The sequence below is a fragment of the Sphingomonas sp. genome (genome assembly GCF_965227385.1).
GTDB lineage: Bacteria > Pseudomonadota > Alphaproteobacteria > Sphingomonadales > Sphingomonadaceae > Sphingomonas.
Genome location: NZ_OZ245750.1, coordinates 1239207 through 1263192, shown reverse-complemented (window position 1 = coordinate 1263192; position 23986 = coordinate 1239207). Strand labels below are relative to the sequence as shown.

Annotated in this window: 22 protein-coding genes; 15 read left to right on the top strand and 7 right to left on the bottom strand. The window is 65.0% G+C overall.

From position 1 onward, the window contains the following. Window positions 1-19 precede the first annotated feature (19 nt). Genes ACO05N_RS06145 through ACO05N_RS06130 form a run of 4 tightly spaced genes read left to right on the top strand, consistent with a single transcriptional unit; the run spans window position 20 to window position 4827 of the window. Window positions 20-1714, top strand: coding sequence for a thiamine pyrophosphate-binding protein (locus tag ACO05N_RS06145; RefSeq protein ID WP_422056285.1), 1695 nt, complete (start codon window positions 20-22; stop codon window positions 1712-1714). A 1-nt stretch (window position 1715) separates the two neighbouring features. Beyond that, window positions 1716-2507 carry an aspartate dehydrogenase gene (locus ACO05N_RS06140; RefSeq protein ID WP_422056284.1) on the top strand — a complete coding sequence of 264 codons (792 nt, stop codon included), beginning with the start codon at window positions 1716-1718 and terminating at the stop codon, window positions 2505-2507. Next, window positions 2507-3970, top strand: a complete 1464-nt coding sequence (locus ACO05N_RS06135; protein ID WP_422056283.1) for an aldehyde dehydrogenase — start codon at window positions 2507-2509, stop codon at window positions 3968-3970. Before ACO05N_RS06140 ends, ACO05N_RS06135 begins: the two co-directional genes overlap by 1 nt. 50 nt (window positions 3971-4020) lie before the next feature. Further along, complete coding sequence (locus ACO05N_RS06130; protein WP_422056282.1) at window positions 4021-4827, top strand: IclR family transcriptional regulator; 807 nt, start codon at window positions 4021-4023, stop codon at window positions 4825-4827. A 3-nt stretch (window positions 4828-4830) separates the two neighbouring features. Here the strand turns inward: ACO05N_RS06130 and ACO05N_RS06125 are convergent, their stop codons facing one another. Continuing rightward, a complete protein-coding gene (locus ACO05N_RS06125) occupies window positions 4831-5649 on the bottom strand; it encodes an SIR2 family protein (RefSeq protein WP_422056281.1) in 819 nt (272 codons plus the stop codon). Next, window positions 5646-6887, bottom strand: a complete 1242-nt coding sequence (locus ACO05N_RS06120; RefSeq protein WP_422056280.1) for an MFS transporter — start codon at window positions 6885-6887, stop codon at window positions 5646-5648. The genes ACO05N_RS06125 and ACO05N_RS06120 overlap by 4 nt, the downstream gene beginning before the upstream one ends. A gap of 209 nt (window positions 6888-7096) precedes the next feature. Between ACO05N_RS06120 and ACO05N_RS06115 the strand changes: the two genes are divergently transcribed. The 10 genes from ACO05N_RS06115 to ACO05N_RS06070 are packed head-to-tail and all read left to right on the top strand — an operon-like array spanning window position 7097 to window position 15183. Beyond that, window positions 7097-7429, top strand: coding sequence for a recombinase-like helix-turn-helix domain-containing protein (locus tag ACO05N_RS06115; protein WP_422056279.1), 333 nt, complete (start codon window positions 7097-7099; stop codon window positions 7427-7429). Continuing rightward, window positions 7422-8444, top strand: coding sequence for a Rieske 2Fe-2S domain-containing protein (locus tag ACO05N_RS06110; protein ID WP_422056278.1), 1023 nt, complete (start codon window positions 7422-7424; stop codon window positions 8442-8444). The genes ACO05N_RS06115 and ACO05N_RS06110 overlap by 8 nt, the downstream gene beginning before the upstream one ends. Window position 8445: 1 nt before the next feature. Continuing rightward, on the top strand, window positions 8446-9237 hold the full coding sequence (locus ACO05N_RS06105) for an IclR family transcriptional regulator (protein WP_422056277.1): 792 nt from the start codon (window positions 8446-8448) through the stop codon (window positions 9235-9237). Continuing rightward, window positions 9228-10145: a VOC family protein gene (locus tag ACO05N_RS06100; protein WP_422056276.1), complete on the top strand. Its 918-nt coding sequence runs from the start codon at window positions 9228-9230 to the stop codon at window positions 10143-10145. The genes ACO05N_RS06105 and ACO05N_RS06100 overlap by 10 nt, the downstream gene beginning before the upstream one ends. Window positions 10146-10172: 27 nt before the next feature. Continuing rightward, on the top strand, window positions 10173-10718 hold the full coding sequence (locus ACO05N_RS06095) for a cupin domain-containing protein (protein ID WP_422056275.1): 546 nt from the start codon (window positions 10173-10175) through the stop codon (window positions 10716-10718). Beyond that, window positions 10718-11563, top strand: a complete 846-nt coding sequence (locus ACO05N_RS06090) for an alpha/beta fold hydrolase (RefSeq protein ID WP_422056274.1) — start codon at window positions 10718-10720, stop codon at window positions 11561-11563. The genes ACO05N_RS06095 and ACO05N_RS06090 overlap by 1 nt, the downstream gene beginning before the upstream one ends. Continuing rightward, a complete protein-coding gene (locus ACO05N_RS06085) occupies window positions 11560-12354 on the top strand; it encodes an SDR family oxidoreductase (protein WP_422056273.1) in 795 nt (264 codons plus the stop codon). Before ACO05N_RS06090 ends, ACO05N_RS06085 begins: the two co-directional genes overlap by 4 nt. Next, entirely contained in the window at window positions 12351-13322 is a 972-nt protein-coding gene (locus tag ACO05N_RS06080; RefSeq protein ID WP_422056272.1) for an ABC transporter substrate-binding protein, read from the top strand. Before ACO05N_RS06085 ends, ACO05N_RS06080 begins: the two co-directional genes overlap by 4 nt. An 18-nt stretch (window positions 13323-13340) precedes the next feature. After that, window positions 13341-14105 carry an SDR family oxidoreductase gene (locus ACO05N_RS06075; protein ID WP_422056271.1) on the top strand — a complete coding sequence of 255 codons (765 nt, stop codon included), beginning with the start codon at window positions 13341-13343 and terminating at the stop codon, window positions 14103-14105. 31 nt (window positions 14106-14136) lie between these two features. Continuing rightward, window positions 14137-15183 (top strand): oxidoreductase, encoded by a 1047-nt coding sequence (locus ACO05N_RS06070; protein WP_422056270.1) that lies wholly within the window; start codon window positions 14137-14139, stop codon window positions 15181-15183. A 168-nt stretch (window positions 15184-15351) separates the two neighbouring features. Here ACO05N_RS06070 and ACO05N_RS06065 read toward each other — a convergent pair whose 3' ends face one another. The 5 genes from ACO05N_RS06065 to ACO05N_RS06045 form a co-directional block, all read right to left on the bottom strand. Further along, complete coding sequence (locus tag ACO05N_RS06065; protein ID WP_422056269.1) at window positions 15352-15510, bottom strand: hypothetical protein; 159 nt, start codon at window positions 15508-15510, stop codon at window positions 15352-15354. A gap of 325 nt (window positions 15511-15835) precedes the next feature. Continuing rightward, window positions 15836-17242 (bottom strand): amino acid permease, encoded by a 1407-nt coding sequence (locus ACO05N_RS06060; RefSeq protein ID WP_422056268.1) that lies wholly within the window; start codon window positions 17240-17242, stop codon window positions 15836-15838. 57 nt (window positions 17243-17299) lie between these two features. After that, the gene (locus ACO05N_RS06055; RefSeq protein WP_422056267.1) at window positions 17300-18298 is read right to left on the bottom strand and encodes a hypothetical protein; all 999 of its coding nucleotides are present in this window, start codon (window positions 18296-18298) and stop codon (window positions 17300-17302) included. A gap of 30 nt (window positions 18299-18328) precedes the next feature. Beyond that, a complete protein-coding gene (locus tag ACO05N_RS06050; protein WP_422056266.1) occupies window positions 18329-19909 on the bottom strand; it encodes an aldehyde dehydrogenase family protein in 1581 nt (526 codons plus the stop codon). Window positions 19910-19935: 26 nt separating this feature from the next. After that, window positions 19936-21210: an amidohydrolase family protein gene (locus tag ACO05N_RS06045; RefSeq protein ID WP_422056265.1), complete on the bottom strand. Its 1275-nt coding sequence runs from the start codon at window positions 21208-21210 to the stop codon at window positions 19936-19938. A 201-nt stretch (window positions 21211-21411) separates the two neighbouring features. Here ACO05N_RS06045 and ACO05N_RS06040 point away from each other — a divergent pair, with 201 nt between their 5' ends. Next, window positions 21412-23856, top strand: coding sequence for a TonB-dependent receptor plug domain-containing protein (locus tag ACO05N_RS06040; RefSeq protein WP_422056264.1), 2445 nt, complete (start codon window positions 21412-21414; stop codon window positions 23854-23856). Window positions 23857-23986 lie beyond the last annotated feature (130 nt).

The window sequence follows — 23986 nt, the reverse complement described above, 5'->3', positions numbered from 1 at the left end:
TTCAAGGAACGTATCAGACATGTACAGCAACGCCGCCACGCTCGACGGCACGCAGGACGAGCCCGGGACGGAGCGCGTCTTGCAAACCAGCGTCGGCGACGTGATCGTCCAGTTGCTGGAACATTGGGGCGTCCGCCATGCCTTTGGCGTCATCAGCATCCACAACATGCCGATCCTGGATCCGCTGGCGGAGCGCGGCAACATCCGCTTCATCCCCGCACGCGGCGAGGCGGGCGCCCTCAACATGGCCGATGCGTATGCGCGGACCACCGGCGGGCTTGGCGTCGGGTTCACCAGCACGGGCACGGCCGCCGGCAATGCCGCAGGTGCCATGGTCGAGGCACTGACCGCCGGTTCGCCGGTGATGCACATTACCGGGCAGGTCGAACTGGAGCATCTCGACCGCAACCGCGCCTATATTCACGAAGCGCCGGCGCAGCTGGACATGCTGCGCGCAATTTCCAAGCGCGCCTTTCGTATCACATCGCCGGACGATCTGGTCGCGACGATGAAGGAAGCCGCGGAGTGCGCGCTGTCCGCGCCGCGCGGACCGGTCAGCATCGAAATTCCGGTCGATGTCCAGGCTGCGGCGATGCCGGCGCCGGCTGTGCTTCCGGCACTCGAGCCGACGGCGCTCAAGCCCCGCCAGGCGGAAATCGCGGCGCTGGCGGCGCGGGTCAGAGCAGCGCGCCGGCCGATGCTGTTGCTGGGCGGCGGCGCGCGGGGCGGCGAGGCGGCAGCAACGGCGCTGGCCGATCTGGGTATTCCGATCGTGACGAGCACGAGCGGTCGGGGCGTGGTGGCGGAAACGCATCCCCTGTCATTGGGCGCATTCAACTGCACGCCACAAATCCAGGCGCTGTACGACCGGTGCGACCTGCTCATCGTTGCGGGATCGCGGCTGCGCGGGAATGAAACCTGGACCTACAAGCTGCGACTGCCGGACTCCCTGGTCGCGATCGATGTCGATGCGACGGCCGAAGGGCGGACCTACGCCAGCACCCAGTTCATCCACGCCGACGCTCCCGCGGTGCTCGACGCGCTGGTCGCGGCCCTCGATAACCCCCTGGAACTCGATCAGTCGCTCGCCGACGACATCGTCGATGCGCGCGAGGCGATGCGGACGGGGCTGCGCGAAGGTCTTGGCCCCTATGCCGAACTGGTCGATGCGGCGCAGGCGGCGCTCGGCCCGGACATGGCGTGGGTGCGTGACGTGACGGTCTCGAACAGCACCTGGGGCAACCGCTATCTGCGCGTCGGCAACAGCCGCGCTGGGGTGCATGCCGTCGGTGGCGGGATCGGCCAGGGATTGCCGATGGCGATCGGCGCCGCACTCGGTGCGCCGGGCGGCGCGCTCGCGCTCAGCGGCGATGGCGGGCTGAGCCTGTGCCTGGGCGAGCTGGCGACCCTTGCCGAAGAACAGCCCGACATGGTGCTGATCCTGATGAACGATGCCGGCTACGGCGTCATTCGCAACATCCAGGATGTCGATTATGGCGGGCGCAAACACTATTCCAACATTCTGATCCCGGACTTCGGCCAGATCGCGGCATCGATGGGGTTGCGCCACGAAAAGGTGACGTCGGTCGGCGATTTCGGCGATGCAATCGCGCGCGCGCAAGCGGCGAAGGGCGCCGCCATCGTCGAAGTCGATATGGTCGCCATCGGCCCCTATCCTGCCAAATTCTCCGGCCCGCCCAAGCTGGCGCAATAGAATGACCGTGCGCCCGCCCCTCCGGATCGGCTTTATCGGCGATGGCGGCATTTCGCGGTCGGTGCGCGAAACGTTGACGCAGATCCCGGACGGATGGTTCGAAGTCGTCGGGGTGCTGGACCGGCAGCGCGGTGAGGCGGCGCCGACCGATGGGCTGGCCGCGCTGCTCGATGCCAATCCCGACGTCATCGTGGAGTGCGCGGGGCATTCGGCAATCGAGGCCTATGCCGAAGCCGTGCTCCGCGCCGGCGTGCCGTTGATGGTCGTGTCGATCGGCTCGCTCGCCGACGATACGCTGCTCGCACGCTTGCGCGCGGCGGCGGAGGACGGTGGTTCGCGGGTTATGCTGGCAGCGGGCGCGATGGCTGGCATCGATGCACTGGCGGCCGCGCGGCTCGGGGGATTGAGCCGCGTGCGTTATCGCGGCAGCAAGCCGCCACTTGCCTGGAAAGGCACACCGGCGGAGGCGCTGGTCGATCTCGGCGGCCTGGCCGAGCCCTTCACCTTTTATCGCGGCAACGCGCGCGAGGCGGCGCTGACCTATCCCAAGAACTCCAATGTCGCCGCGACGATTGCCTTGGCTGGCATGGGCTTCGACCGGACCGAGGTCGAACTGGTCGCCGATCCCGGTATCGAACGCAACGTGCACGAGTTGCTGTTCGAGGGGGAGGACGGCCGCTATGAAATCAGCATCTGCGGCGCCCCTTCAAAGGCCAATCCCAAGACGTCCGCGCTGACCGCGCACAGCATCGCGCGATTGTTGCGCGGCATGGCCGATCCGGTGGTGATCTGATGTCGTTCGAAGAGATTTATGTCGCGGGCCGCTGGCGGCGCGGCGCGGGCGCGCTGCGCGAGAGCATCAATCCAGCCGATGGCAGCGTCGTGGCGGTGCACGGCACCGCCGGTATCGCCGATGTCGAGGAAGCGGTCGAAGCCGGACGCCGCGCCGCCGCTGATCCGGCATGGCGTGACATGATGCCACACCTTCGCGCGCGGCTGCTGCATCGGATCGGCGACGCGATCGAGGCGGATGCCGACGGCATCGCCGCGTTGCAGACCGCCGACACCGGCAAGACGTTGGCCGAAACGCGCGGGCTGGCGCTCTCTGCCGCCGGTACATTCCGCTACATGGCGGCTGCGCTGGAGACGATGGACGATGTCCTGACCACCCCGCGCGGGCCGAACCTGACGCTGTCGGTCCACGAGCCGATCGGTGTCGTAGGCGCGATCACCCCGTGGAACAGTCCGATCGCCAGTGATGCACAGAAGCTGGCGCCTGCGCTCGCCGCCGGCAATGCCGTGCTGCTCAAGCCCGCCGAATGGACGTCGCTCGTCTCGCTGCGCCTGGCGCGCATCGTGGAGGGCGCCGGCCTGCCGCCGGGGTTGCTTTCGGTCCTTCCGGGGGATGGCGCAGTGGTCGGCGATGCGATCGTGCGGCACCGGCAGATCGGCAAGATCGCCTTCACCGGCGGCACGGTAACCGGGCGTCGCATCGCGGCTGCGGCCGCGCAGAAGCTGATGCCGATCAGCCTGGAACTGGGCGGCAAGTCACCCACGATCGTCATGGCCGACGCCGATATCGACCGGGCGATCGCCGGCATTCTCTATGGCGTATTCAGCTCGACCGGCCAGTCCTGCATCGCCGGCACGCGATTGTTCGTCCACCGCTCGATCTTCGACTCCTTTGTTGCGCAGCTGGTCGCGCGGACTCAGGCGCTCCGCGTCGGTCCGGGCACGGACCCCGCAACGCAGGTCGCGCCGCTGGTCGCCTTTGCCCATCGCGACAGCGTCGCCGGCCATGTCGAACGCGCGGTGGCGGCCGGTGCCGAAATCCTGACCGGCGGCGGTCGTCCGGTCGGCGAAGGCTATGCCGGCGGCGCCTATTATGCCCCCACGATCCTGACTGGCGTGACCAATGATGCCGCGATCTGTCAGCAGGAAGTGTTCGGCCCGGTGCTGGTCGCACTGCCGTTCGACGATGTCGACAGCCTGGTCGAAACCGCCAACGACAGTGTCTATGGCCTGGCCTGCGGCATCTGGACCCGCGATTTCCCCGCCGCCTATGCGCTCGCGCGCCGGATCGAAGCGGGCACGGTGTGGATCAACACGTACAAGCAGTTCAGCATTTCCACCCCGTTCGGGGGAATGAAGGAAAGCGGTCTTGGGCGTGAAAAGGGCCGCGACGGCATTCGTCAGTATATGAACCAGAAAAGCATCTATGTCGGGATGGACCCAGCGCCCCTGCGCTGGGCGTGACAAGTCGCGTTTCATCTGCGAAACGCGTTGTTCAACGGCAGGGTGTTGAAATGACGAGGAATGAGCCAGGAGACCTGGACGAGCGCTATATCGTACCGGGCCTTCAGCGCGGCTTGCAGATCCTGCAGACCTTCACGCGCGAGCGGCAGGAGCAGTCGGTTGCGGAGATGGCCAAACGCGTCGACATCAGCCGATCGACCGCGTTCCGCATCGTCTACACGCTCGAAGCGACCGGCTTTCTGCGCCGCATCGCCGATACGCACCGCTATCAGCTTGGCAGCCGGGTGCTGGAACTCGGCTACAGCTTCCTCGCCGGCAAGGATCTGGTCGAGGTCGCCGGTCCCGTGCTCAAGCGGCTGCGCGACGAGACGCAGGCGTCGACGCATCTTGCCGTGCGGGAGGGGCGTGATGTCGTCTATGTCGTCAGGTTCCAGGGCAATACCAGCCTGATCAGCGCGATGACTGTCGGCTCGCGCCTCCCCGCCCACGCATCGGCCCCCGGGCGCGTCTTGCTGACGGGGCTGCCGCTATCGGAGGTCGTGGCGCTGTATGAAGACTATGACTTCGAAACCTATACCGAACAGACGCCCAGCAGCATGGGCGCATTGGTGCATCTGGTCGAGGACGATCGCCGCAGCGGGAGCGTGATGAGCTGGGGCTTTTTCGATGCGGATGTCGCGAGCATCGCGGCGCCAGTCTATAATTCCACGCGCCGGATCGAGGCCGCGATTTCGATCAGCTGTCCGATCACGACCTTTTCGAAGGAAGAATTCGAAACGCGCATCCGCGGCAAGGTGGAAGAGGCCGCCGCGGACGTGTCGCGTGGCCTTGGCTTCCAGGACGGCGAAGCGGTTTAGCGTCTAGTCCGCCGCGATCGCGTCGCGCAGCCGCTTGAGGAAGGCGAGCGTCGATTCTTCGGGTGAGGGACCCGGCTCATGGAGCACCGTGATCCCCCAATGCTCGAGTACCGCGTCGCTGACCGGATCGGGGTTGGCGGTGAACACGAACGATGCCGGGCGGTCGCGCTCACGCCCTGAATCGCGCCACGTCTTCCAGAGCTTGTAGAGCGTCATGCGGATGTTGAGGTCCGACACGCTGTAACCGATGAACAACAAGGTGCGGCCGAGCGTGTCGGCCTTGAACTTCACGTCCAGCGGGGTGTCGGAAATCAGCCGCTCGAAATAGTCGGTTTCGGCGATGACCAGCGATTCATCGTCGTCGAAATCGCCGTGGAACTTCACAATCTGCGGCAGGCTGTGGTCGGCGTTGACGATATCGGAGGTGTTGGCGACCTTCACGAATGGCCGATTGTGCAGCCGATAGGCGGTTTCGAGATTGGTGTCGTAATTGGTCGTGTAGATGATCGGAAAGTCCAGCTCGACGATCAGGTCGTGGATCGGCGATTCGCGGACCCGATCGGCCGTGACGCTCCAGGTGCGGTCCATCCAGCTGCGCAGTGGGCCGATGCTGCCATGCTTCAGCCGGTAATATTCGGCCAGCGTCTGATAGGTCCAGCGCCGCGCCTGCGGGCTTTCCTGAAGGCCCAGATCGGCCTGCATACGGCGGATCAGCTCGGACCATGAGGGCAGGCCGACGCTCATCGACACGCCGGCCCCGGCGAACAGGATGGCGCGCCGCTGCCGGATCGCGTCCGCAAGCCGCTCGATCGGATTGTTCACGCCGCATGCTCCGGTGGATAGCTGTCGCGATACGGTCCCAGGCCAGCCAGCAGCAGAACGGCAATAGCCATGACGATCGCGCCCACCAGCATCGGCAGCGCATAGCTGCCCGCGACTTCGCGGCCATAGCCGAACAGCGCGGGACCGATCGATGCGCCGATCAGGAATACGGCCAGCAACAGGCCGTAAATCGCGCCGAAGCAGCGCTGACCGAAATAGCGGCTGATGAACAGCGCGATCACATCGCTTTCCGCGCCGAAGCCCAGGCCGATCGTCACCGCGACGATCATCAGCACGCCGGGTGAGGCCGTGCCGCCATAAAGCGCAGCAAGGACGAAGCCGATTGCGGAGAGCGCAAAGAACAGCATCGCGACGCGCGGCACGAAGAAGCGGTCGGCCAGCGCGCCGACCAGCACGCGTCCGATGATCGTGGAAAGGCCATAGGTCGCTGCGATCGCCGCCGCCTGGCCAGTCGAAAGACCGCGATCCAGCGCCAGCAGCGCGATATGCGGCACGACGCCGGTCAGCGCGGCGGACGCAAGGAAGATGCTGAGCGACATCAATGCAAATTCGCGCGTGCGGCGGGCCTGCTGCACGCTCATCCCGGTCAGCGCCACCCCGCCCGCAACGAACGTGGCCGGGTTAGGCCGCGCCAGCAACAGGTTCGCCCCCAGCGGCCCGATCACGACGAGCGCGGCCAGCGCCAGCAACGCCTGGCGCCAATCGACCTGCTGCAACAATGCCCCGACGATTAGCGGCACCAGCGTATAGCCAAGGCCGAGCCCCGCGGCCGCGATCCCGATTGCCAACCCCCGCCATTGCGTGAACCAGCCGGCGATCAGCTTGGTATAGCTGATGCTCTGCGTCCCCACGGTGAGCGCGCCCCAGATGAAGGCCATGGCGTACAACAGCGGCAAGGAGCCGGTGATGAAGGCCAACGCGATCAGCCCGAGCGCGAGGGCGACCAGCGACGGGAACAGCACCCGGCGCACGCCGAAGCGATCGATCAGCGTGCCGGTATAGGGCGAGGCGAGAACCCCGGCGATATTGAAGAAGGTCAGCGACAACATGATGGCGCCCCGGCTCCAGCCGAAGGTGGATGCGAGGTGGGGCGCGAACAGGCCAAGCGATCCGAAGATCACCGGGCCGGGACTGAAGGCCAGCCCGACCACCGCGCCAAACAGGACCCGCCAGCCGGGATAGGCGATCGATCGTTCGCTCGGGGGGACGGCGGTCACAGACGCCGTTGCATGAGCGAATTGATCGACCGCCATCCCGCCACTCCAATCCAAATATGATGCGTTGTCTCACATATGAAGCGATATTGTTGCAGGCTTCACTGCGGTCGTCAACGCAAAGCCCGCTTTCAGATGCGACTTGACGCCGAAAATATCTCGGTGCACGATCCATATCAGAGATACCGTTTCATATATCAAGCAAGGTGATTATGGACACCAACATTTTCCTCGCTTCAGGGCCGACGCCGACGGTGAAAGGTGGCGGGGGTGGCTTCATCGAAGACCCGCGCGCCGTGGAGAATATCGTGTTCCAGACCCGCGCCTTGCCGCTCGACCCCTTCGAATCCGACCTGGCCGACGCCCTGATGGCAGCCTTTGGCGAGGGCGCGGAGACGCTCGAAGCGCTCGCCGGTTCGCTCAACCGGCACGGCAGTATGGATCGCGACGGGCGTGCGTGGGATGAAGGGTCGCTGGCCGATCAGCTCAAGCAATCCGGCGACGCGCTGTTCGCGGCGGTACCGACGGGTACGGTCCATGGCTGATCTGAACGCTGCGGCCGAAGCGCGCCTGAACAGCGGCATCCGCAACCTGTGGTATCCGGTCGCGGCCAGCTGGATGGTGCGCGATACGCCCCACGGCCTGACGCGACTGGGCCAGCGCATCGTCCTCTGGCGCGATCGCGAGGGCGCGGTGCACGCGATCGAGGATCGCTGTCCGCATCGCGGTGCACGGCTCTCAATGGGCTGGAACCTGGGATCGACCGTCGCGTGCTGGTATCACGGGGTCGAAGTCGACGGCGCCGGCTGTCTCGCGCGCGTCCCGGCGCTGGGCGAATCTCCACTGGTCGGGCGCAAGCGCAACCGTGCCTATCCGGTGATCGAGCGGGCGGGCGCGATCTTCCTGTGGTTCGGCGATGACGCGACCGATTTGCCGCCGCTGGACCTTCCGGAGGAGCTGAACGGCGGTGCATGGGAAGCGATCCTGTGCACCGCGCACTGGCAGTGCAATTATCGCTATGCCGCCGAAAACGTCATGGACCCGATGCACGGGGCCTATCTGCATGCTGTCTCGCATTCGATGGCGGAGGGCGACAAGACCGCCCGGATGAAGGCGCGCGAGACCGAAACCGGCTTCGTGTTCGAGAAGACCGACCAGTCGGGCATCAATTTCGACTGGACCGAATTCGGGGCGACCGGCGCGTGGTGGCAACGGTTGTCGATTCCCTATCGCAAATCGGCCGGGCCGGGTGGTTCCTTCTTCATCGTCGGCATGGTGACCCCGGTCGATGCGGAAAGCTGCCGCGTCTTCTTCTGGCGCTGCCGCAAGGTGGAGGGGTGGCAGCGCGACGCGTGGAAGTTCCTGTATCGCGCGCGGCTCGAAGGCCTGCACTGGGACGTGCTCGAACAGGATCGACTGATCCTTGAAGGCATGCTCGACTCCGCGCGGGACGATGAAATGCTGTACGCGCACGACGCCGGTCTCGTGCGGTTGCGCCGCTTCATGGCCGCCGCTGCAAAGCGCGAGGTCGGGGCCGAACTGGCGGCGGAGCCGGCCTGACATGGCGGCCCCCGGCCTTGAACGCGGGCTGGCGATCCTGCGCCTGTTTCGTCGCGACCGGCCCAACCTTGGCCCGGGTGAAATCGCGACTGCGTTGGCAATCCCGCGCTCGACCGTCCACCGGCTGCTCATCGCGCTGATGGATCAGCGACTGGTCCGCCGCCTTGGCGATGGACGCTACACCCTCGACGTCGGCGTGCTGACGCTCGGCTTCGAATATCTCGCGTCGAGCGACATCGTCGCGCTGGCCGGCCCGCTTCTCGAAACGTTGCGCAACACGACCAACTGGTCGACGCATCTTGGCATTAGGCAGGGCCGTAACGTCATGTACCTCAGCCGCTATGCGAGCCGTGCCGCCGTGACGCGCAACGTCTCGATCGGCTCGTCCCTGCCGGCGCACGCAACCCTGATGGGCCGCGTGCTGCTGGCAGAACTGGAACCGACGGAGTTGCGCGCGCTGTATGACGGCGTGGACCTGCGCGCGCTGGCGCCCCACGGGCCCGCTGACCTGGCGGAGTTGCAGCAGATGATCGATGCCGATCGCGAGCGCGGTCATGCCGCCGCCACAAGCTTCTACGAACCGGGCGTGCGCGCCGTTGCCGCGCCGGTCCGCGACATGAGCCTGTCGATCGTGGCAGCGGTCAACGCGACCGCCGCGGTCGCCGACGGCGCCGATCCGGAAGAGGTCGCCCGCGCGGTGCGCGCGACGGCCGATGGCATCTCACGCCTGCTCGGCGCGCCCGAAATGCTGCCCCGGCTGGCTTTGAATCGAGGAGAAACGGAATGTATCTGACCGGCATCGACGCGGTCGTGTTCGGGGTGGAGGACATGGATGCGGCGCGCATCTTCCTCACCGACTGGGGGCTGACCGATGCGGGGAGCGATGCGGCAGCCCTGAACTTCACGACGCGGGACGGATGCGCCGTCACGGTTCGCCCGATCGGCGACCCGTCGCTGCCACCGGCAATGCAGGAAGGGTCGACGCTGCGCCAGGTGATCTGGGGCGTCCGGGACGACGCGGCGATGGCCGACCTGCGCGACCGGCTGGGCGATGCGGCGGGTGCGCACGGCGGCATGCTGGCCGCTACCGACCCCAGCGGACTGTCGCATGGCTTTCGCTTGCGCCAGCGCGGCGAAGTGGTCGCCGACCCGCAGGACGTAAACGGGCCAGGCCAGCACCGCCGCGTCGACCAGCGCGCGCAATTCTATGATCGTGCGCGTCCGATCACCGTGGGGCATGTCGTGCTCTTCGTCGACAATCTCGCGGCGTCCCAAGCCTTCTTCACCGAGAAGCTGGGTTTTGTCGTCAGCGATTCCTATCCCGGCCACGCTGCGTTCCTGCGCTGCCAGACACCCGGCCCGCATCATCATGCATTCGTGTTGCAGCGGCCCGGCAATCCCGGCCTCAACCACGTCGCCTTCACCGTCAGCAACATCCACGAAGTATTTGGCGGTGGGCTGGCGATGGGCCGGGCGGGCCATGAAACCGAGCTCGGGCCGGGGCGCCATCCGATCTCGTCGGCCTATTTCTGGTATTTCAAAAGCCCGTTCGGCGGCGCGTTGGAATATTATGCGGACGACGATTGGTGCACCCAGGCGTGGGAGCCGCGTGAGTATGAGCGCCGCCCTGACCTGTTCGCGGAATGGGCGATCGCCGGTGGCATCGACGGCAACACCCGCCGCCAGGCCCGCGCCGCCTGAACCCATCCAGCCTTCAAGGAACCCATCATGACCCAAGCCGCGAAGAACAGCATCATCCCGGAGGGAAAGACGCTTGAAACCTGGATCAACGGGCGTGTCGCACGCTACGAAACGCGCAAGCTCGACTGGGACGCCCTCAAGTTCCAGGCCGATTTCGATCCCAAGTATAAGCGTGCGCAGATGCGCTATGTCGGCACCGGGGCGACCGGGGTCGCATCGGACACCAATACCGTGCCCGCCGAGCATTTCACCTTTTCGACCATGGTCCTTCCGGCCGGATGCGAGGGGCCGCTGCACCTGCATGACGATGTCGAGGAGGTCTTCTTCATTCTCAAGGGCAACCGGGTGAAGCTGATGTTCGAAAGCGACGGGGAGTATTTCGAAACCTATGTGCGGGAGCGTGACCTCGTCTCGGTACCGGCCGGCGTCTATCGCGGGCTGGTCAACGAGGGGATCGAGGAGGCGCTGATGATCGTTTGTCTCGGCACCAACGTGCCCGAAACGCCGACCTATCCGCCCGATCACCCGCTGTCGAAAGTCAAGCGCCCGAAGCCCGTCGCTGCGAACGGCTGATGCCGCGCTATTTCGAACCGGAACTGATTTCGCGCCCCATCGCGGGGCGTTTGCAGGCGTGGCGTGAAGCCGGGGCCGGCGATCGGTTGCCGCTGGTCTTGCTGCACGGCATCGGTTCGAATTCGCGCGCCTGGGCGGGGCAGTTCGCCGGCTTTGCCGCAGAGCGGCGTGTCGTTGCGTGGAACGCGCCCGGCTATGCGGGCAGCGCGCCGCTGGCCAGCGAGTGGCCGATTCCCGGGGATTATGCGCAGGCCCTGGGCGTATTGCTCGATCACGTGTCGATCGCACGGTGCGTGCTGGTGGGACAGTCGCTGGGCGCGGTCATGGCCACGGCCTTTGCACTGGGCCGTCCCGATCGCGTCGCCGCGCTGGTACTGGCCAGTCCGGCGAGCGGTTATGGCGTCCCGGCGGGCAAGCCGCTGCCCGACGGCATCGCACAGCGGATCGCGGACGTAGAGACGCTGGGGCCCGAAGGGCTCGCCGCCGCGCGCTATGGGCGCCTCCTCAGCCACGGGGCGTGCGAGCAGGCGCACGCGATCGTCCGGCAGGCGATGGCCGAGGTGGTCCCGCGCGGCTATGTCCAGGCGTCGCGTCTGCTGGCGAGCGCCGACCTGACCACGGCGGTCGCAGGGTTGAGCGTACCGGTGACGACGCTCTGGGGCGGCGCTGACGTGATCACGCCGCCGGCGCGCTGTGCCACCGTTGCCGCCGCGGCACCCGGGGGCGTCGGGATCGAGATTCCGGGCGGCGGTCATGCGATGGCGACGCAGCGTCCCGAACAATTCAATCAAGCGTTGCGGACGGTGTTGGCCGACGCCGATGCGCGCGAAGGAGTAATGGCGTGAACCTGAACCTTGAAGGTCGAGTGGCGATCGTGACTGGCGGTTCGTCGGGCATCGGCCTGGAAACGGTCGCCCTGCTGCTGAACGAGGGCGCGCATGTCGTCAGCTGCGCGCGTCGCGAGGACGGGCTGATCGATTCGCGCGAACGGCTCGCCGCGCGCGGGCTGCCGGTCGATCACCTCATGCTGCAGCGCTGCGACGTACTGGATGAAGCGGCGGTAGCAGCGCTGGCGGATGCAGTGACGGCGCGCTTCGGGCGAGCGGACCTGCTCATCAACAACGCCGGCCAGGCGCGGCTGAGTAGCTTCGCCTCGACCCTGGACGCCGAATGGGACGCGGAACTTCAGCTGAAATTCTACAGCGTCATTCGGCCCACCCGCGCTTTTTTGCCGTTGCTCGGACAGAGCGACGCGGCGGCGATCGTCGTGGTCAATTCGCTGCTCGCGCTGCAGCCCGAACCGCACATGGTCTGCACCTCGGCCGCGCGGGCGGGCGTGCACAATCTGGTGAAATCGCTCAGTGTCGAGCTGGCACCCGACATCCGGGTCAACTCGATCCTGCTCGGCACCGTCAACTCCGGCCAGTGGGAACGGCGATTCCACGAGCGGGCGAAACCGGGGCAGACGATGGAAGCGTGGCTGGCCGAGCTGGCACGGGAGAAACAGATCCCGCTTGGACGTTTCGGAGAACCGGCCGAGGCGGCGGCGGCGATCGTGTTCCTCGGGTCACCGGCCGCAAGTTTCATTACCGGCGCCGCGCTTCAGGTCGCCGGCGGCGTGTCGCGGTTCGCATGACGCTGCCACTGCTTTCGCGCCGCATGCTGCTGGGTGCTTCGACGCTGCTGCTGACCGGCGCCCGCGGCGCGACCGAACCATTCGTCTACCTGCTGCCCGCCCCCCGGGAAGCGATCGTGTTCGCCCCGCTGGTGCTGGCCGAGGGCGACGGGCTTTTCGCCCGCGAAGGGCTCGCGGTTCGCTTCGAACAGGTCGCCGGGGGCGGCATGAAGGTTGGCGAGGCGCTCGCCGCCGGCAAGGGCGATGCAGGTGGCGCGCTGGGTGACACCGCGCTGATCCTGCGCGCACGAGATGTGCGCGTGAAGGGCGTTGCCCTGCTCGGCCGCCATTCCTTCCTGACGCTGATCGAGCAGGCTTCGCTGCCCGTCGCCGGCCGGTCGCTGAAGGGGCGGCAGATCGGCGTTCCTTCGCTGCAGGACGTGTCCTACTACGCGCTGAAAGCGCTGTTGCGAAACGCGGGCCTGACGCCTGGGGACGTGCAGGTGCTGGCCGCTCCATCCGGCACATTGGTCGAAAAGCTCGGCACCGGGGAGCTGGCGGCGATCGTTGGCACGATCGATTGGGGCGTGAAGGCCGAACGGGCGGGCGTCGCGCTGCGCTATCGGCCGCTCGACCGCGACTATCCGGCGGTGGCGCAAGGGATCATGGCGTCCGACGCGACCATTGCCGGGCGGCCCGATGCCCTGCGACGGTTCGTCCGTGCCGTATTGAACGCGATCGACGGCATCGTCCGCAATCCCGATACCGCCGCCGCCCGCTATGCTCGCCTGGCGCCTCAATCCGGCTTCAGCGAAGTGGAGGCCGCCCGGATCTTCCGCCTGCTGGCATGCAACGTCTATGGTCGTCGGAGCGGGCGGTTCGACCCAACCGTCATGGCCGCCGCCGCACGCGCCGCCACGCAGGAAGGGCTGGTCTCCCACGGCACCGATGTACACGCCAGTTTTTCCAACCAATTTGTCACGCGCTGAACGCGCTGGAGCCCTTGGATGATGTTGCCACCACTGCATGACCGCACGATCGTGATCACCGGGGCCGGACGTGGGCTTGGGGCCGCCTTTGCGGAGGCATGTGCCGCGGCCGGCGCCCGGATCGTCATCGGCGAACTGCGCACCGAACTGGGGGAGGCGACTGCCGCGCGGTTGCGGGAGGCCGGCCATGACGCAACCGCCCTTGCCCTCGATATCGAGGATCCGGCCTCGGTCGATGCCTTCGCCGCTGCACTGCGCGAGCGCCACGACGCGATCGACGGTCTGCTCAACAACGCCGCGCTGGCGACGGGGATCGGCGGGATCCCGTTCGACGAGCTCGACATCGACACCTGGGATCGCGTGATGCGGATCAACGTGCGGGGAACGTGGCTGATGGTCAGGGCGATGGCACCGTTTCTCCGCCGGTCGGAGCGCGGCGGGCGCATCGTCAACCTGGCTTCCGACACAGCGCTGTGGGGGGCGCCGAACCTGCTGCATTATGTCGGCAGCAAGGGCGCCGTCATTGCAATGACCCGCTCGCTTTCACGCGAACTGGGCGGGGATGGCATCACGGTCAATGCGCTGGCCCCGGGCCTCGTCCGGGTCGAAGCCACCGATTACGTTCCCCAGGCGCGCAAGGATTTCTATGTCAATAGCGCGGCCATTCAACGGCCGCAGGTGCCGGACGACACGGTCGGGGCGGCGGTCTTCCTGCTCGGCGACGCAGCCGGCTTCATCAGCGGACAGATACTGCCGATCAATGGCGGGCTGATCTCGGCATGAAAGCGGTGGCGCCCGGCGCGCTGATGGCAGCATGACGGTCAATGTCGGCCTGATCGGCTATGGCCTGGGCGGACGCGTGTTCCATGCACCGCTGATCGCAGCGGTCGAAGACTTGCGCTTGAAGGCTATCGCCTCATCGCGCCGGGACGCGGTTCTTTCGCGCTATCCCCATGTAAGCGTGACGGATGCCGACTGCATCATCAACGACCCGGCGATCGATCTCGTCGTCATTTCGACGCCAAACGAAACGCATTTTCCGCTGGCGCAGGCGGCACTTGCCGCGGGCAAGCATGTCGTGATCGACAAGCCGATCACCACGACGCTGGGTGAAGCGGCGGCGCTGGCCGGTCTGGCCGAATCACGTCGCCGGCACATTTTCCCCTTCCACAACCGGCGTTGGGACGGCGACTTTCTGACCGTTCGCCATCTGATCGACAGCGGCACGCTGGGCGCGGTCCACTTGTTCGAGGGGTGCTGGGATCGTTTCCGTCCGGTTCCGCAAGCACGCTGGCGCGAAGGAGACGGAGCGGGCGCCGGATTGCTGGCCGACCTTGGACCTCATCTGATCGATCAGGCGCTCGCGCTGTTCGGTACGCCGCGATCGATCGCGGCCGATGTCTCTGTATGGCGACAGGGCGCGATCGCCGACGATCATTTCGATCTCACGCTGTTCTACCCATCGTGCCGCGTTCGCCTGTCCGCGAGCCTGCTGGTCGCAGCGCCGCGTCCGCGCTTTGCCGTGCATGGTTCGAAGGGCAGCTTTGTGAAGCGGGGCCTCGACCCGCAGGAAGCATGGCTGGCATCCGGCGGACAGCCGGGCACCAGCAAAGAGAGCGAAGCCGATTTCGGTTCGCTGACCGGCGAGGAAGGCGTATCGATCGTGCCGACCCTGACCGGCGACTATCGTGAATTTTACGCCGGCGTGGCCGACACGCTGACGACCGACAGCGCGCCGCCGGTTCCCTTGGCCGCTGCACTGACGACGCTAAACTTGATCGAGCTGGCACGGCAAAGCAGCGCCTGCGGCCAACGTCTCACGGTCGCCGCGGACCATACGGAGTCAAAGGCAACCCGCTGACGCCGGCGCTCTCGCACCAGGTTGTCTTCGAAGGTGTCGATCTCGCATTCCGACCCATCTTCATGCTGCTGGTGCTTGCCGTTCTTCACGCCGCGCCGTGCTCTTCATGAACGCTCACCGCCGCCTCGCCAAACGTGGGCACCGCGACTCGCTCCTGCTTGCGCTCCGCTACCGGATCGATCCCCTGGGCGATTTGCGCCGGACCGTGAATGCCGCTTCGCGCCCATCTGCGAGCGATACTGCCTTCAACGAGCCGAGGCCGATATCCCGCCGCATCTTGTTCACGTGAATGCGCAGGAACCATCGCGCTGAGCTTTTTCCGTCCATCTGAAGGAAAAGGCCGTCGCCATCGGAGTACTTTCTCAAAAGCCGGCGTATTCCGAGAGTTTCGCGGTTTTTGGGAAATGCGGAGACTTAAAACGTCCCAAAGTGGCGGAGCGGAAGGAATCTTAGATTTTGATATAGTGAATTGATTTAGCACATATTTTATGATCGTCCTGAGGGGGCTACCCCACACTTGACCCGAGATCGATTGGAACGGCGCAAGACCGCACACGGTCGGTTTGCGCGCTAGCCGCCGACATTGGCGGTAGCCGTGCTCAGCACGGCTGTCCGCAGTCAGCGATTAGGGGTCGCCAGCGCCTGCCAAAGTTTAGCTATTGGCGTGACGCAGTTTGCTTCTATGCCGACCATAAGCAACGTATATGCCGATGCCGATCGCATTCCACGCCAAGCACCACAGCAAGGTGTCGCTGGGCAAGCTGAAGAACAGGTACATGCAACCGGCGATCGTACCGAGCCCGACGATCAGCGGCGCCCGCAGTCGAAACGGTCGCGCAGCAGCTGGCTCGCGCCGACGCAGCACCAGCAGACAGACGCCAACTGCGATGAAGGCGATCAGCGTCCCGGCATTGGCCAGTGCCGCGACCTTCCCGATCGGCAGCAGCCCCGCGAGCACGGCCACAATCGCGGCCGTCATCAGCGTGATTCGAGTGGGTGTGCCGCGCGATGAAATCCGTGCCAGACGCTGTGGCAGGAAGCCGTCCCGCGCCATTGCGAGGAAGATGCGACTCTGCCCGAACAGGAACGCCAGGAGCACAGTCGGAAGCGCGATGACAGCCGCGGTAGCGACGATCCGCGCCACGGCATCCTGCCCGATCGATCGCAGGATCAGCGCAAGCGGTTCCGGGCTGTTCGCGAACTGGGTGAACGACACCGCGCCCACGGCGGTCGCTGCGACGATCATATAGATCAGCGTGCAGGCCGCCATCGAGCCGATGATGGCGATCGGCAAGTCGCGAGAAGGTCGCTTGGTCTCTTCGGCGGCCGTGGAAATCGCGTCGAAACCATAGAAGGCGAAAAAGATGATTGCTGCCGCGGCCATGACCCCGCGATCGATGCCGTCGCTATCGACATGCGCGGCATAGCCATAGGGCATGAACGGATCGAAATTGGCGGCATCGAAATAGGGCAGCGTACAGCCGACGAATAGCAGCAGCGTGACGATCTTGACGATCACCAGGATCGAGTTGACGCGGGCGCTTTCCCGCGTCCCCAACAGCAGCAGCGCGGTGACGATCGCAATAATCGCCACTGCCGGCAGGTTGATCAGCCCGCCCAATTCGGGCCCTTGTGTGAGCGCCGCTGGAAAGCCGATCCCCATAAGCAATGGCGAGGCATAGCCTGACCATCCGACCGCGACGGTCGAGACGACGAGCGAATATTCAAGGATGAGACTCCATCCGACCACCCACGCGACCACTTCACCAAGTGCCACATAGGAATAGCTATAGGCGCTGCCTGCCGTCGGCATCATCGCCGAAAGCTCGGCATAGGCGAGAGCCGCGCACGCGCACACCGCCCCGGCGATCGCGAACGAGATCAGCACCGCCGGGCCAGCCCGGTCGACGCCGACCCCGATCAACGTCAGGATGCCGGTGCCGATGATCGCACCCACGCCCATCGCCATCAGCTGAGGCCAGGAAAGGCTGGGCGCCAGCGCGTCGGCGCTGCGCTCAGGTGACGACACGATGGGTTTGCGGCGCACCCTATTGTTCACGATATTCCTCCCCGATTATTCTGGTCATGCCGTCCGACGCCGGCATTGTTCTGGGCGTTACGGCTTCTCGTTGGGAAACAGCAACAGCCAGTCCGCTTCCGCCTGGATCCGCGCGAAGAAGCTCCAGCTGTCGACGTTGATCGAACGCTTGAGCCATGGCTTGGCCTTTTCCGGCTCGCCGCGCAGGATGTAATAGTTGGCGAGGCTGTAGGCGGTCGATGCGGCCACACCATCGGCCGTTGCGAATGCGCGGCCGGTATCCTTGTCGCTGAAGAAACTGTCAGCGGCACGATGCCCCTTGTACAGCTGAAGCCCGTCGAAATAAGTGTCCGAACCACCCTTCGGATGCACTTCGAACAGCGTCAGATCATAGCTGTCGAGCACCGCATTGGCCTCACGCAAATTACCGCCACGCGCGTGGGACAGATATTCCCAGTAGCTATTCGCCGTACGCGCATCGAGATCGTGGGTGAAGGCAGCGGCTTCTGCCGACTTCCCAAACCACTTTGCCGCGTTGGCGAAATCATGCTTGGCGAAATAGGCTTGGCCGAGATGGTAGTAGAGATAATATTGCACCACATCCGGGTCGCCGGGGAAGTAATCGGGACCCGGCTTTTCGCGCTCCAGCGGCTGCCCCTCGTACAGCTTGGCCGCCTTCAGCCCTAGCTCGATCGACTTGTCGAACTCGCGCAGCGAAAATGCGCGATGCGCTCGGTGGCGCAGCAGCTTGCCCGAATTGGGGAAGCGCTTGAGCGCCGCATCGTAAACGGCCGCAGATTCCTTGGTATAGCCCTGGTAGAACAACACGCGACCGTACCAGGTGGCGTTGTCGACGGTCATGCCCGCGTCGTACGCCGCCTTGGCTTCGCGCGCAGCGCGTTGCAGCGTTTCGACCGCGGCGACATTCGCGTTGCGCGCGGGGCTCGTGTACATCGGCTGGCCGAGCAGCGAAGTGCCTTGAAAACTGCCGTCCTGCTGACGCGCGGTCGCCGAAAGCGGCGCGGCGACGAGCGCGAGCCCGAGCGCCGCGACACGTATAATGGAATGGGGGGTCATCATCATCTCTCCCGGATGGGTGGCTTATGGTTAGTCAATGTCGAGGTCGAACTTCACACCCTGCGCCAGCGGGAGAGAAGTCGAGTAGTTCACCGTCGCGGTCGCGCGGCGCATGTAGTTCTTCCAGCTGTCGGAGCCCGAGACGCGGCCGCCACCGGTGACCTTTTCCCCACCGAACGCGCCGCCGATCTCCGCCCCGCTGGTGCCGATGTTGACGTTAACGATGCCGCAATCGCTGCCGACCGCCGACTGGAAAGTCTCCGCCTCAAGCAAATCGCGCGTGAAGATACAGGACGACAGCCCCTGCGAAACGCCGTTCTGCAGCGCGATCGCTTCATCCAGAGTCGAATAGGACATGACATACAGGATCGGGGCGAAGGTTTCCTCGCGGACGATGTCGGTTTGCGCCGGCATCTCGACGATCGCCGGCCGGACGTAATATGCGTCAGGCGCGCCTTCGATCTCGATCCTCTCCCCGCCATGCACGGTACCACCTTCGCGCCGCGCCTGTTCGAGCGCGCGCTGCATGCCGTCGAAAGCGGCTTTGTCGATCAGTGGCCCGACATGCGTCAGATCGTTCAACGGGCTGCCGATGCGCAGCGTGCCGATGGCGCCGATCAGCCGCTTGACGAACGCGTCGCGAATATCCTGATGCGCGATCAGACGGCGCAGCGTCGTGCAACGCTGGCCACACGTTCCCGTGGCGGCAAAGATCGTCCCGCGCAGCGCGAGCGACGTGTCGGCGCTGGGTGTAATGATCGCGGCATTGTTGCCGCCAAGTTCGAGGATCGAACGGCCAAAGCGGCGTTGAACGCGCACGCCGACATCCCGCCCCATCGACACGCTGCCAGTCGCGCTGACGATGGCCACGTCATGATGGTCGGCCAGCGCGCCGCCGCACTCGGCTGCGCCGATGGCGACTTGCACCAGATGCTGCGGAGCGAACTCGTATTCCGCCGCCACTTTCTGCAGGAGACCAGCAAAGGCGAGCGCCGTCAGCGGCGTCTTTTCCGAGGGCTTCCAGATCGCACTGTCGCCGCAGACGAGTGCGACCGTGGTACCCCAGGCCCAGACCGCCGCTGGGAAGTTGAATGCCGAGATCAGCCCTACCACGCCAAGCGGATGCCAATATTCGGTGAGTCGGTGCTCGGCGCGCTCCGATGCGATGGTCAGGCCGAACAGCTGGCGCGAGAGGCCGACCGCATATTCGCAGATGTCGATGACTTCCTGTACCTCTCCGCGCGCTTCGCTGAGGATCTTTCCATTTTCGATCGTCAGCAGGCGCGACAGCGTTTCCTTATGCTCTCGCACCACCTGGCCATAGCGGCGGACGAGTTCGCCGCGATGGGGGGCAGGCACGGTCCGCCATGCGAGGAACGCGCCACGGGCACGCGCCACCATCGCGTCCACGTCCGCAGCGCTGTCGGTGCTCAGCGTTGCAAGCGCCGACCCGTCGATCGGCGAATACACCGCCAGGTCCGTGCCACAATGGTCCTGAAACGTAAGGCCCAGCGCGCGAAACAAATCCTCCACAGCAGGGGCAAAGCCGGGAGGTATGGCAATGTGATCGATCGCAGTCATCTTGGCGGGCACGTCCATTTTGAGATCCATGGAAAAGTGAAAAGATTCGGGTGTGGTCAGGGCTTGTCATGCCTGACGATCTTACCATCCTTGACGACGGTCGATACGCGCTCCAGCACGGTAATATCTGCATAAGGATCGCCGGCGACGGCGATCAGGTCTGCCGATTTCCCGACGGCGAGCGTGCCGATCCGTTCCGACTGATCCAGCAGCGCGGCAGCATCGACCGTAGCCGAGCGCAGCGCCTGCATCGGCGTCATCGGCCCTTGCTCGACCATGTATCGAAACTGGCGAGCATTCTGGCCGTGCGGCGTTACGCCCGCATCAGTGCCGAACGCGATCTTCACCTTGTACTGCACGCCGAGACGGATGTTGCGACCCTCGACCGTACGAGCCTGAGCGATCTTAGCGCGAACGACCGGGCTGAGCTCGCGCTTCTCTCGGTCCTCAAGCAGGCCGAGTGTGGGAACCAGCCAGATACCGCGCGCCGCCATCACCCTGGCTGTCGGCTCATCCAGATACGTACCATGCTCGACCGTATCGACGCCGGCCCGTACCGATGCGGCAACCCCTTCGCTGCCATGCGCGTGCGATGCCACCTTCAGGCCCAGGCCATGCGCGGTTGTGACGATCGAGGTCAGTTCCTCATCGGTCAGATGCTGGCCAAGGCCGCGCGCTTGCTGCGACATGATGCCGCCGGTCGCGGTCACCTTGATCAGATCGGCGCCGTATTTGGCGGCCTCACGCACGCGCAGCGCGCATTCCACGGCGCCCGTGCAAGCCCCGGTATAGTCATACGGATACAGCGCTTCCGTCGCCTTGCGATTGAGGCCCGACATGTCGCCATGGCCACCGACGATCGAAAGCGAGGTACCCGAAAGGAAAATGCGCGGGCCGATCACGCTGCCGTCATTCACGGCGTCGCGCAGCGCGTGGATCGCGTAGCCGTCGGACCCCACGTCGCGCACGGTCGTGAAGCCCGCCTCCAGCGTCTTCCTGCCATTGGCATAGGCGAACAGCGCGACATCTTCGGGTGTGTCGACTGCGGCCGCAGTCAAACTGGTCTCGGGTGCAAAGCTGAGATGGACATGCGTATCGATCAGCCCAGGAAGAACCATGCGATCCTTCAGATCCAGCGTCCGCGCGGCGGGGCGCTCGACATGACCCGACTCGATCGCAGCGATCCGCCCACCCTCGATTACGATGGTTGAGGGGCCAAGCGGTCGGTCGCCCGGAACCGCAATGACGCTGCCGGCATGGATGACGAGCCGGTCATCAGGCGCGGACTGGGCGAGCGCGGGCTGGCCGAGTGAGAGGACCAGACCAGCCATCGTGCACAGCGCCATCGATTTGCACGTCCGCGTCAATCGCCCCCCCCATCTGCAACAGCCGTCGCATCGACAGTCGAGGGCTTAGAAAGTTTATCGACCTTGGGCAATAAATTTTATTATAGGAAAACTCCGAGCGATCTGCCACATATCGGAAATCGGCTCACGGCCGGTTGTGGACTTTGGGGTTCAGAGGAGGGACATATGTCGAAATTGATTTCGGAGCTGCTGCTGTCGTCGGCGGTGGGGCTGGCCATCGCGGTGCCAGCGCACGCACAGACCGATGTTGCGGACAGCGAGAACGTCGAAACGGCGACCGAAGCAGACAAGGACATCGTCGTCGTCGGCACGCGACGCAAGGACCGTTCGGTCACCGACAGCGCGGTTGCGATTGACGTCTTATCGCCTGAACAGATCAGCGAGACGGGATATACCGACGTCAACGACGCCCTGCGCACCCTCGTCCCTGCGTTCAACGCGCAGCGCTTGCAGGGCAATGACGGGTCCTCGTTCGTGCGCCCGATCACGCTGCGCGGCTCGCCAGCCGATCATGTCCTGCTGCTGATGAACGGAAAACGCCGGCACCGTGCCTCCATCGTGCAGATCGGCACCGGGCACGCATCGACCTCGGGCTCGCAAGGCCAGGATTTCAACGTCATTCCGCCCATCGCGCTCTCCAGCGTCGAAGTGCTGCGCGATGGCGCGTCGGCGCAATACGGATCGGACGCCATTGCCGGCGTGATCAACCTTGAGCTGAAGCGCGCGCGCACCGGCGGCTCGGTCATCGCTCAGGTCGGCGAATATTATGAGACCGGCGGCCGCACCTACGACATTCAGGGCCATGTCGCGGTCCCGCTAGGCGATCGCGCCTATCTCAACCTCGCGGCGCAGTATACCGATCAGGCCAAGGCGTATGCGTTCAAGGCGGTGCATGCCGGCGCGGCGGCATTGCGCGCCGCCAACGTGCCCGGCGTGCCAGCGCATCCCGAAGGCAATCTCGACCCGCTGTATCGCGCATTCAAGGGCGTGTTCAACGCAGGCATCGAGCTGGGGGACGAACTCGAGCTCTACGCCTTTGGCAACTACATGACGGGCGAAAGCTCGGTCACGTTCGGCTTGCGTCAGCCGTTCGCCGCTGGCGGCCTGAGTGGTCACAGCACCTATGGTAATTCGGCGTTCGACCTCACTCCGGCACATCCGCAGCAGTTCAATCTTGCGGCGATCTATCCGGGCGGCTTCACCCCGGAATTCGGTGGCGACCTTGAAGATGCGAGCGTGCTCGTTGGCCTGCGCGACGAACAGGGGCGTCTCAAGTGGGACCTGTCGGCCCGCTATGGCCGGAACACCGTCGACTACACGATCACGAATACGATCAACGCGTCGATGGGCGTGAACTCCCCGACAGCCTTCAAGCCAGGGTCGCTCACGCAGCGTGAAATTCAGTTCGACGCGGAAGTCTCGTACGAACTGACCGATACGATCCTTGCATTTGCAGGCGCCAGCTATCGCAAGGAAACCTATGTGATCGGTCAGGGTGACCGGGCGAGCTACCTGACCGGCCCGTTGCGCGATTTGCCGGCAGGATCGAACGGCTTCCAGGGCTTCTCCCCCGAGTTTGCGGGCAGCTTCGACTCAACCAGCTATGCGGTGTTCGGTGAGGTCGATGCGGACATTACGCCGTGGTGGAATCTCTCGGTCGCCGCGCGCTTTGAGGACTACGACCAGTTTGGTGACAATTTCAGCTACAAGGCGGCGACGCGTTTCGAGCTGAGCGAGGCGTTTGCGCTTCGTGGGTCGGTCAGCACCGGCTTTCGCGCACCGGCCGCTGGCCAGGTGTTCGGCACCAGCCTGACGTCGCAGCTCGACGGCATGGGAGGTTTCATCCTCGACGCCGTGCTCGTCCCCGGATCGCCTGCAGCGCAGGTGTTCGGATCACAATCGCTTGTGCCGGAAACCTCGTTCAACATGTCGGCCGGCATGGTGTTCACCGGGTTTGAGGGCTTCCTGACGACACTCGATTTCTATCAGATCGACGTCGACGATCGCCTGTTGCTGACTCCCTCTCGCAACACGACCGCGACAGAGCGCGCGGGGCTGGCGGCGATCGGCTTCCCCAACGGCATCGACATCCAGCAGGTCCGCTATTTCCAGAACGAGATGGATACCCGCGTGCGCGGCTTCGACCTGGTCAGCACCTATCGCCATCGCTGGTCGACGAACGCTTCGACCGACTTCAGCCTCGCGGTGAATTATAACGAACAGCATCTGCGCGGTTCGCCGCCACCGGGATTCAGCCCGGCCATCGTGACAGAGTTCGAACGCGGCACGCCGCGGTGGCGCGGCAACTTCTCGACCACGACCAAGGTCGGCGATGTGGCGTTGATGGCACGTGCAGTTCATTACGGGGCCTGGCGACGCCTGGACGGCGCAACCTTCCTGCCGCGCAAGGCAGTGACCCTGTTCGATGCGGAAGTAACCTATTCGGGTATTCGCAACGTCGATCTCAGTATTGGCGCGCGCAACCTGTTCAATATCTTCCCGCCGGATCGCGGCGCGGCACGTGCACGCGCCGGCCTGATCTATGACAATCATAGTGTGTTCGGTGTGGCCGGTGGCTTCTATTACCTAAACGCGAAATTTAGCTTTTAAAGTAAACATTTGAGAGCGTGAGACTTTCCAATAGGCGTGCCGGCAAGAATCTTGCCTGCATCGCCTATTGGAAATTCTGCTATATACGGTCTGCATAACTCCGGCTCGCCGCCCTGCGGCGGTCGATCAA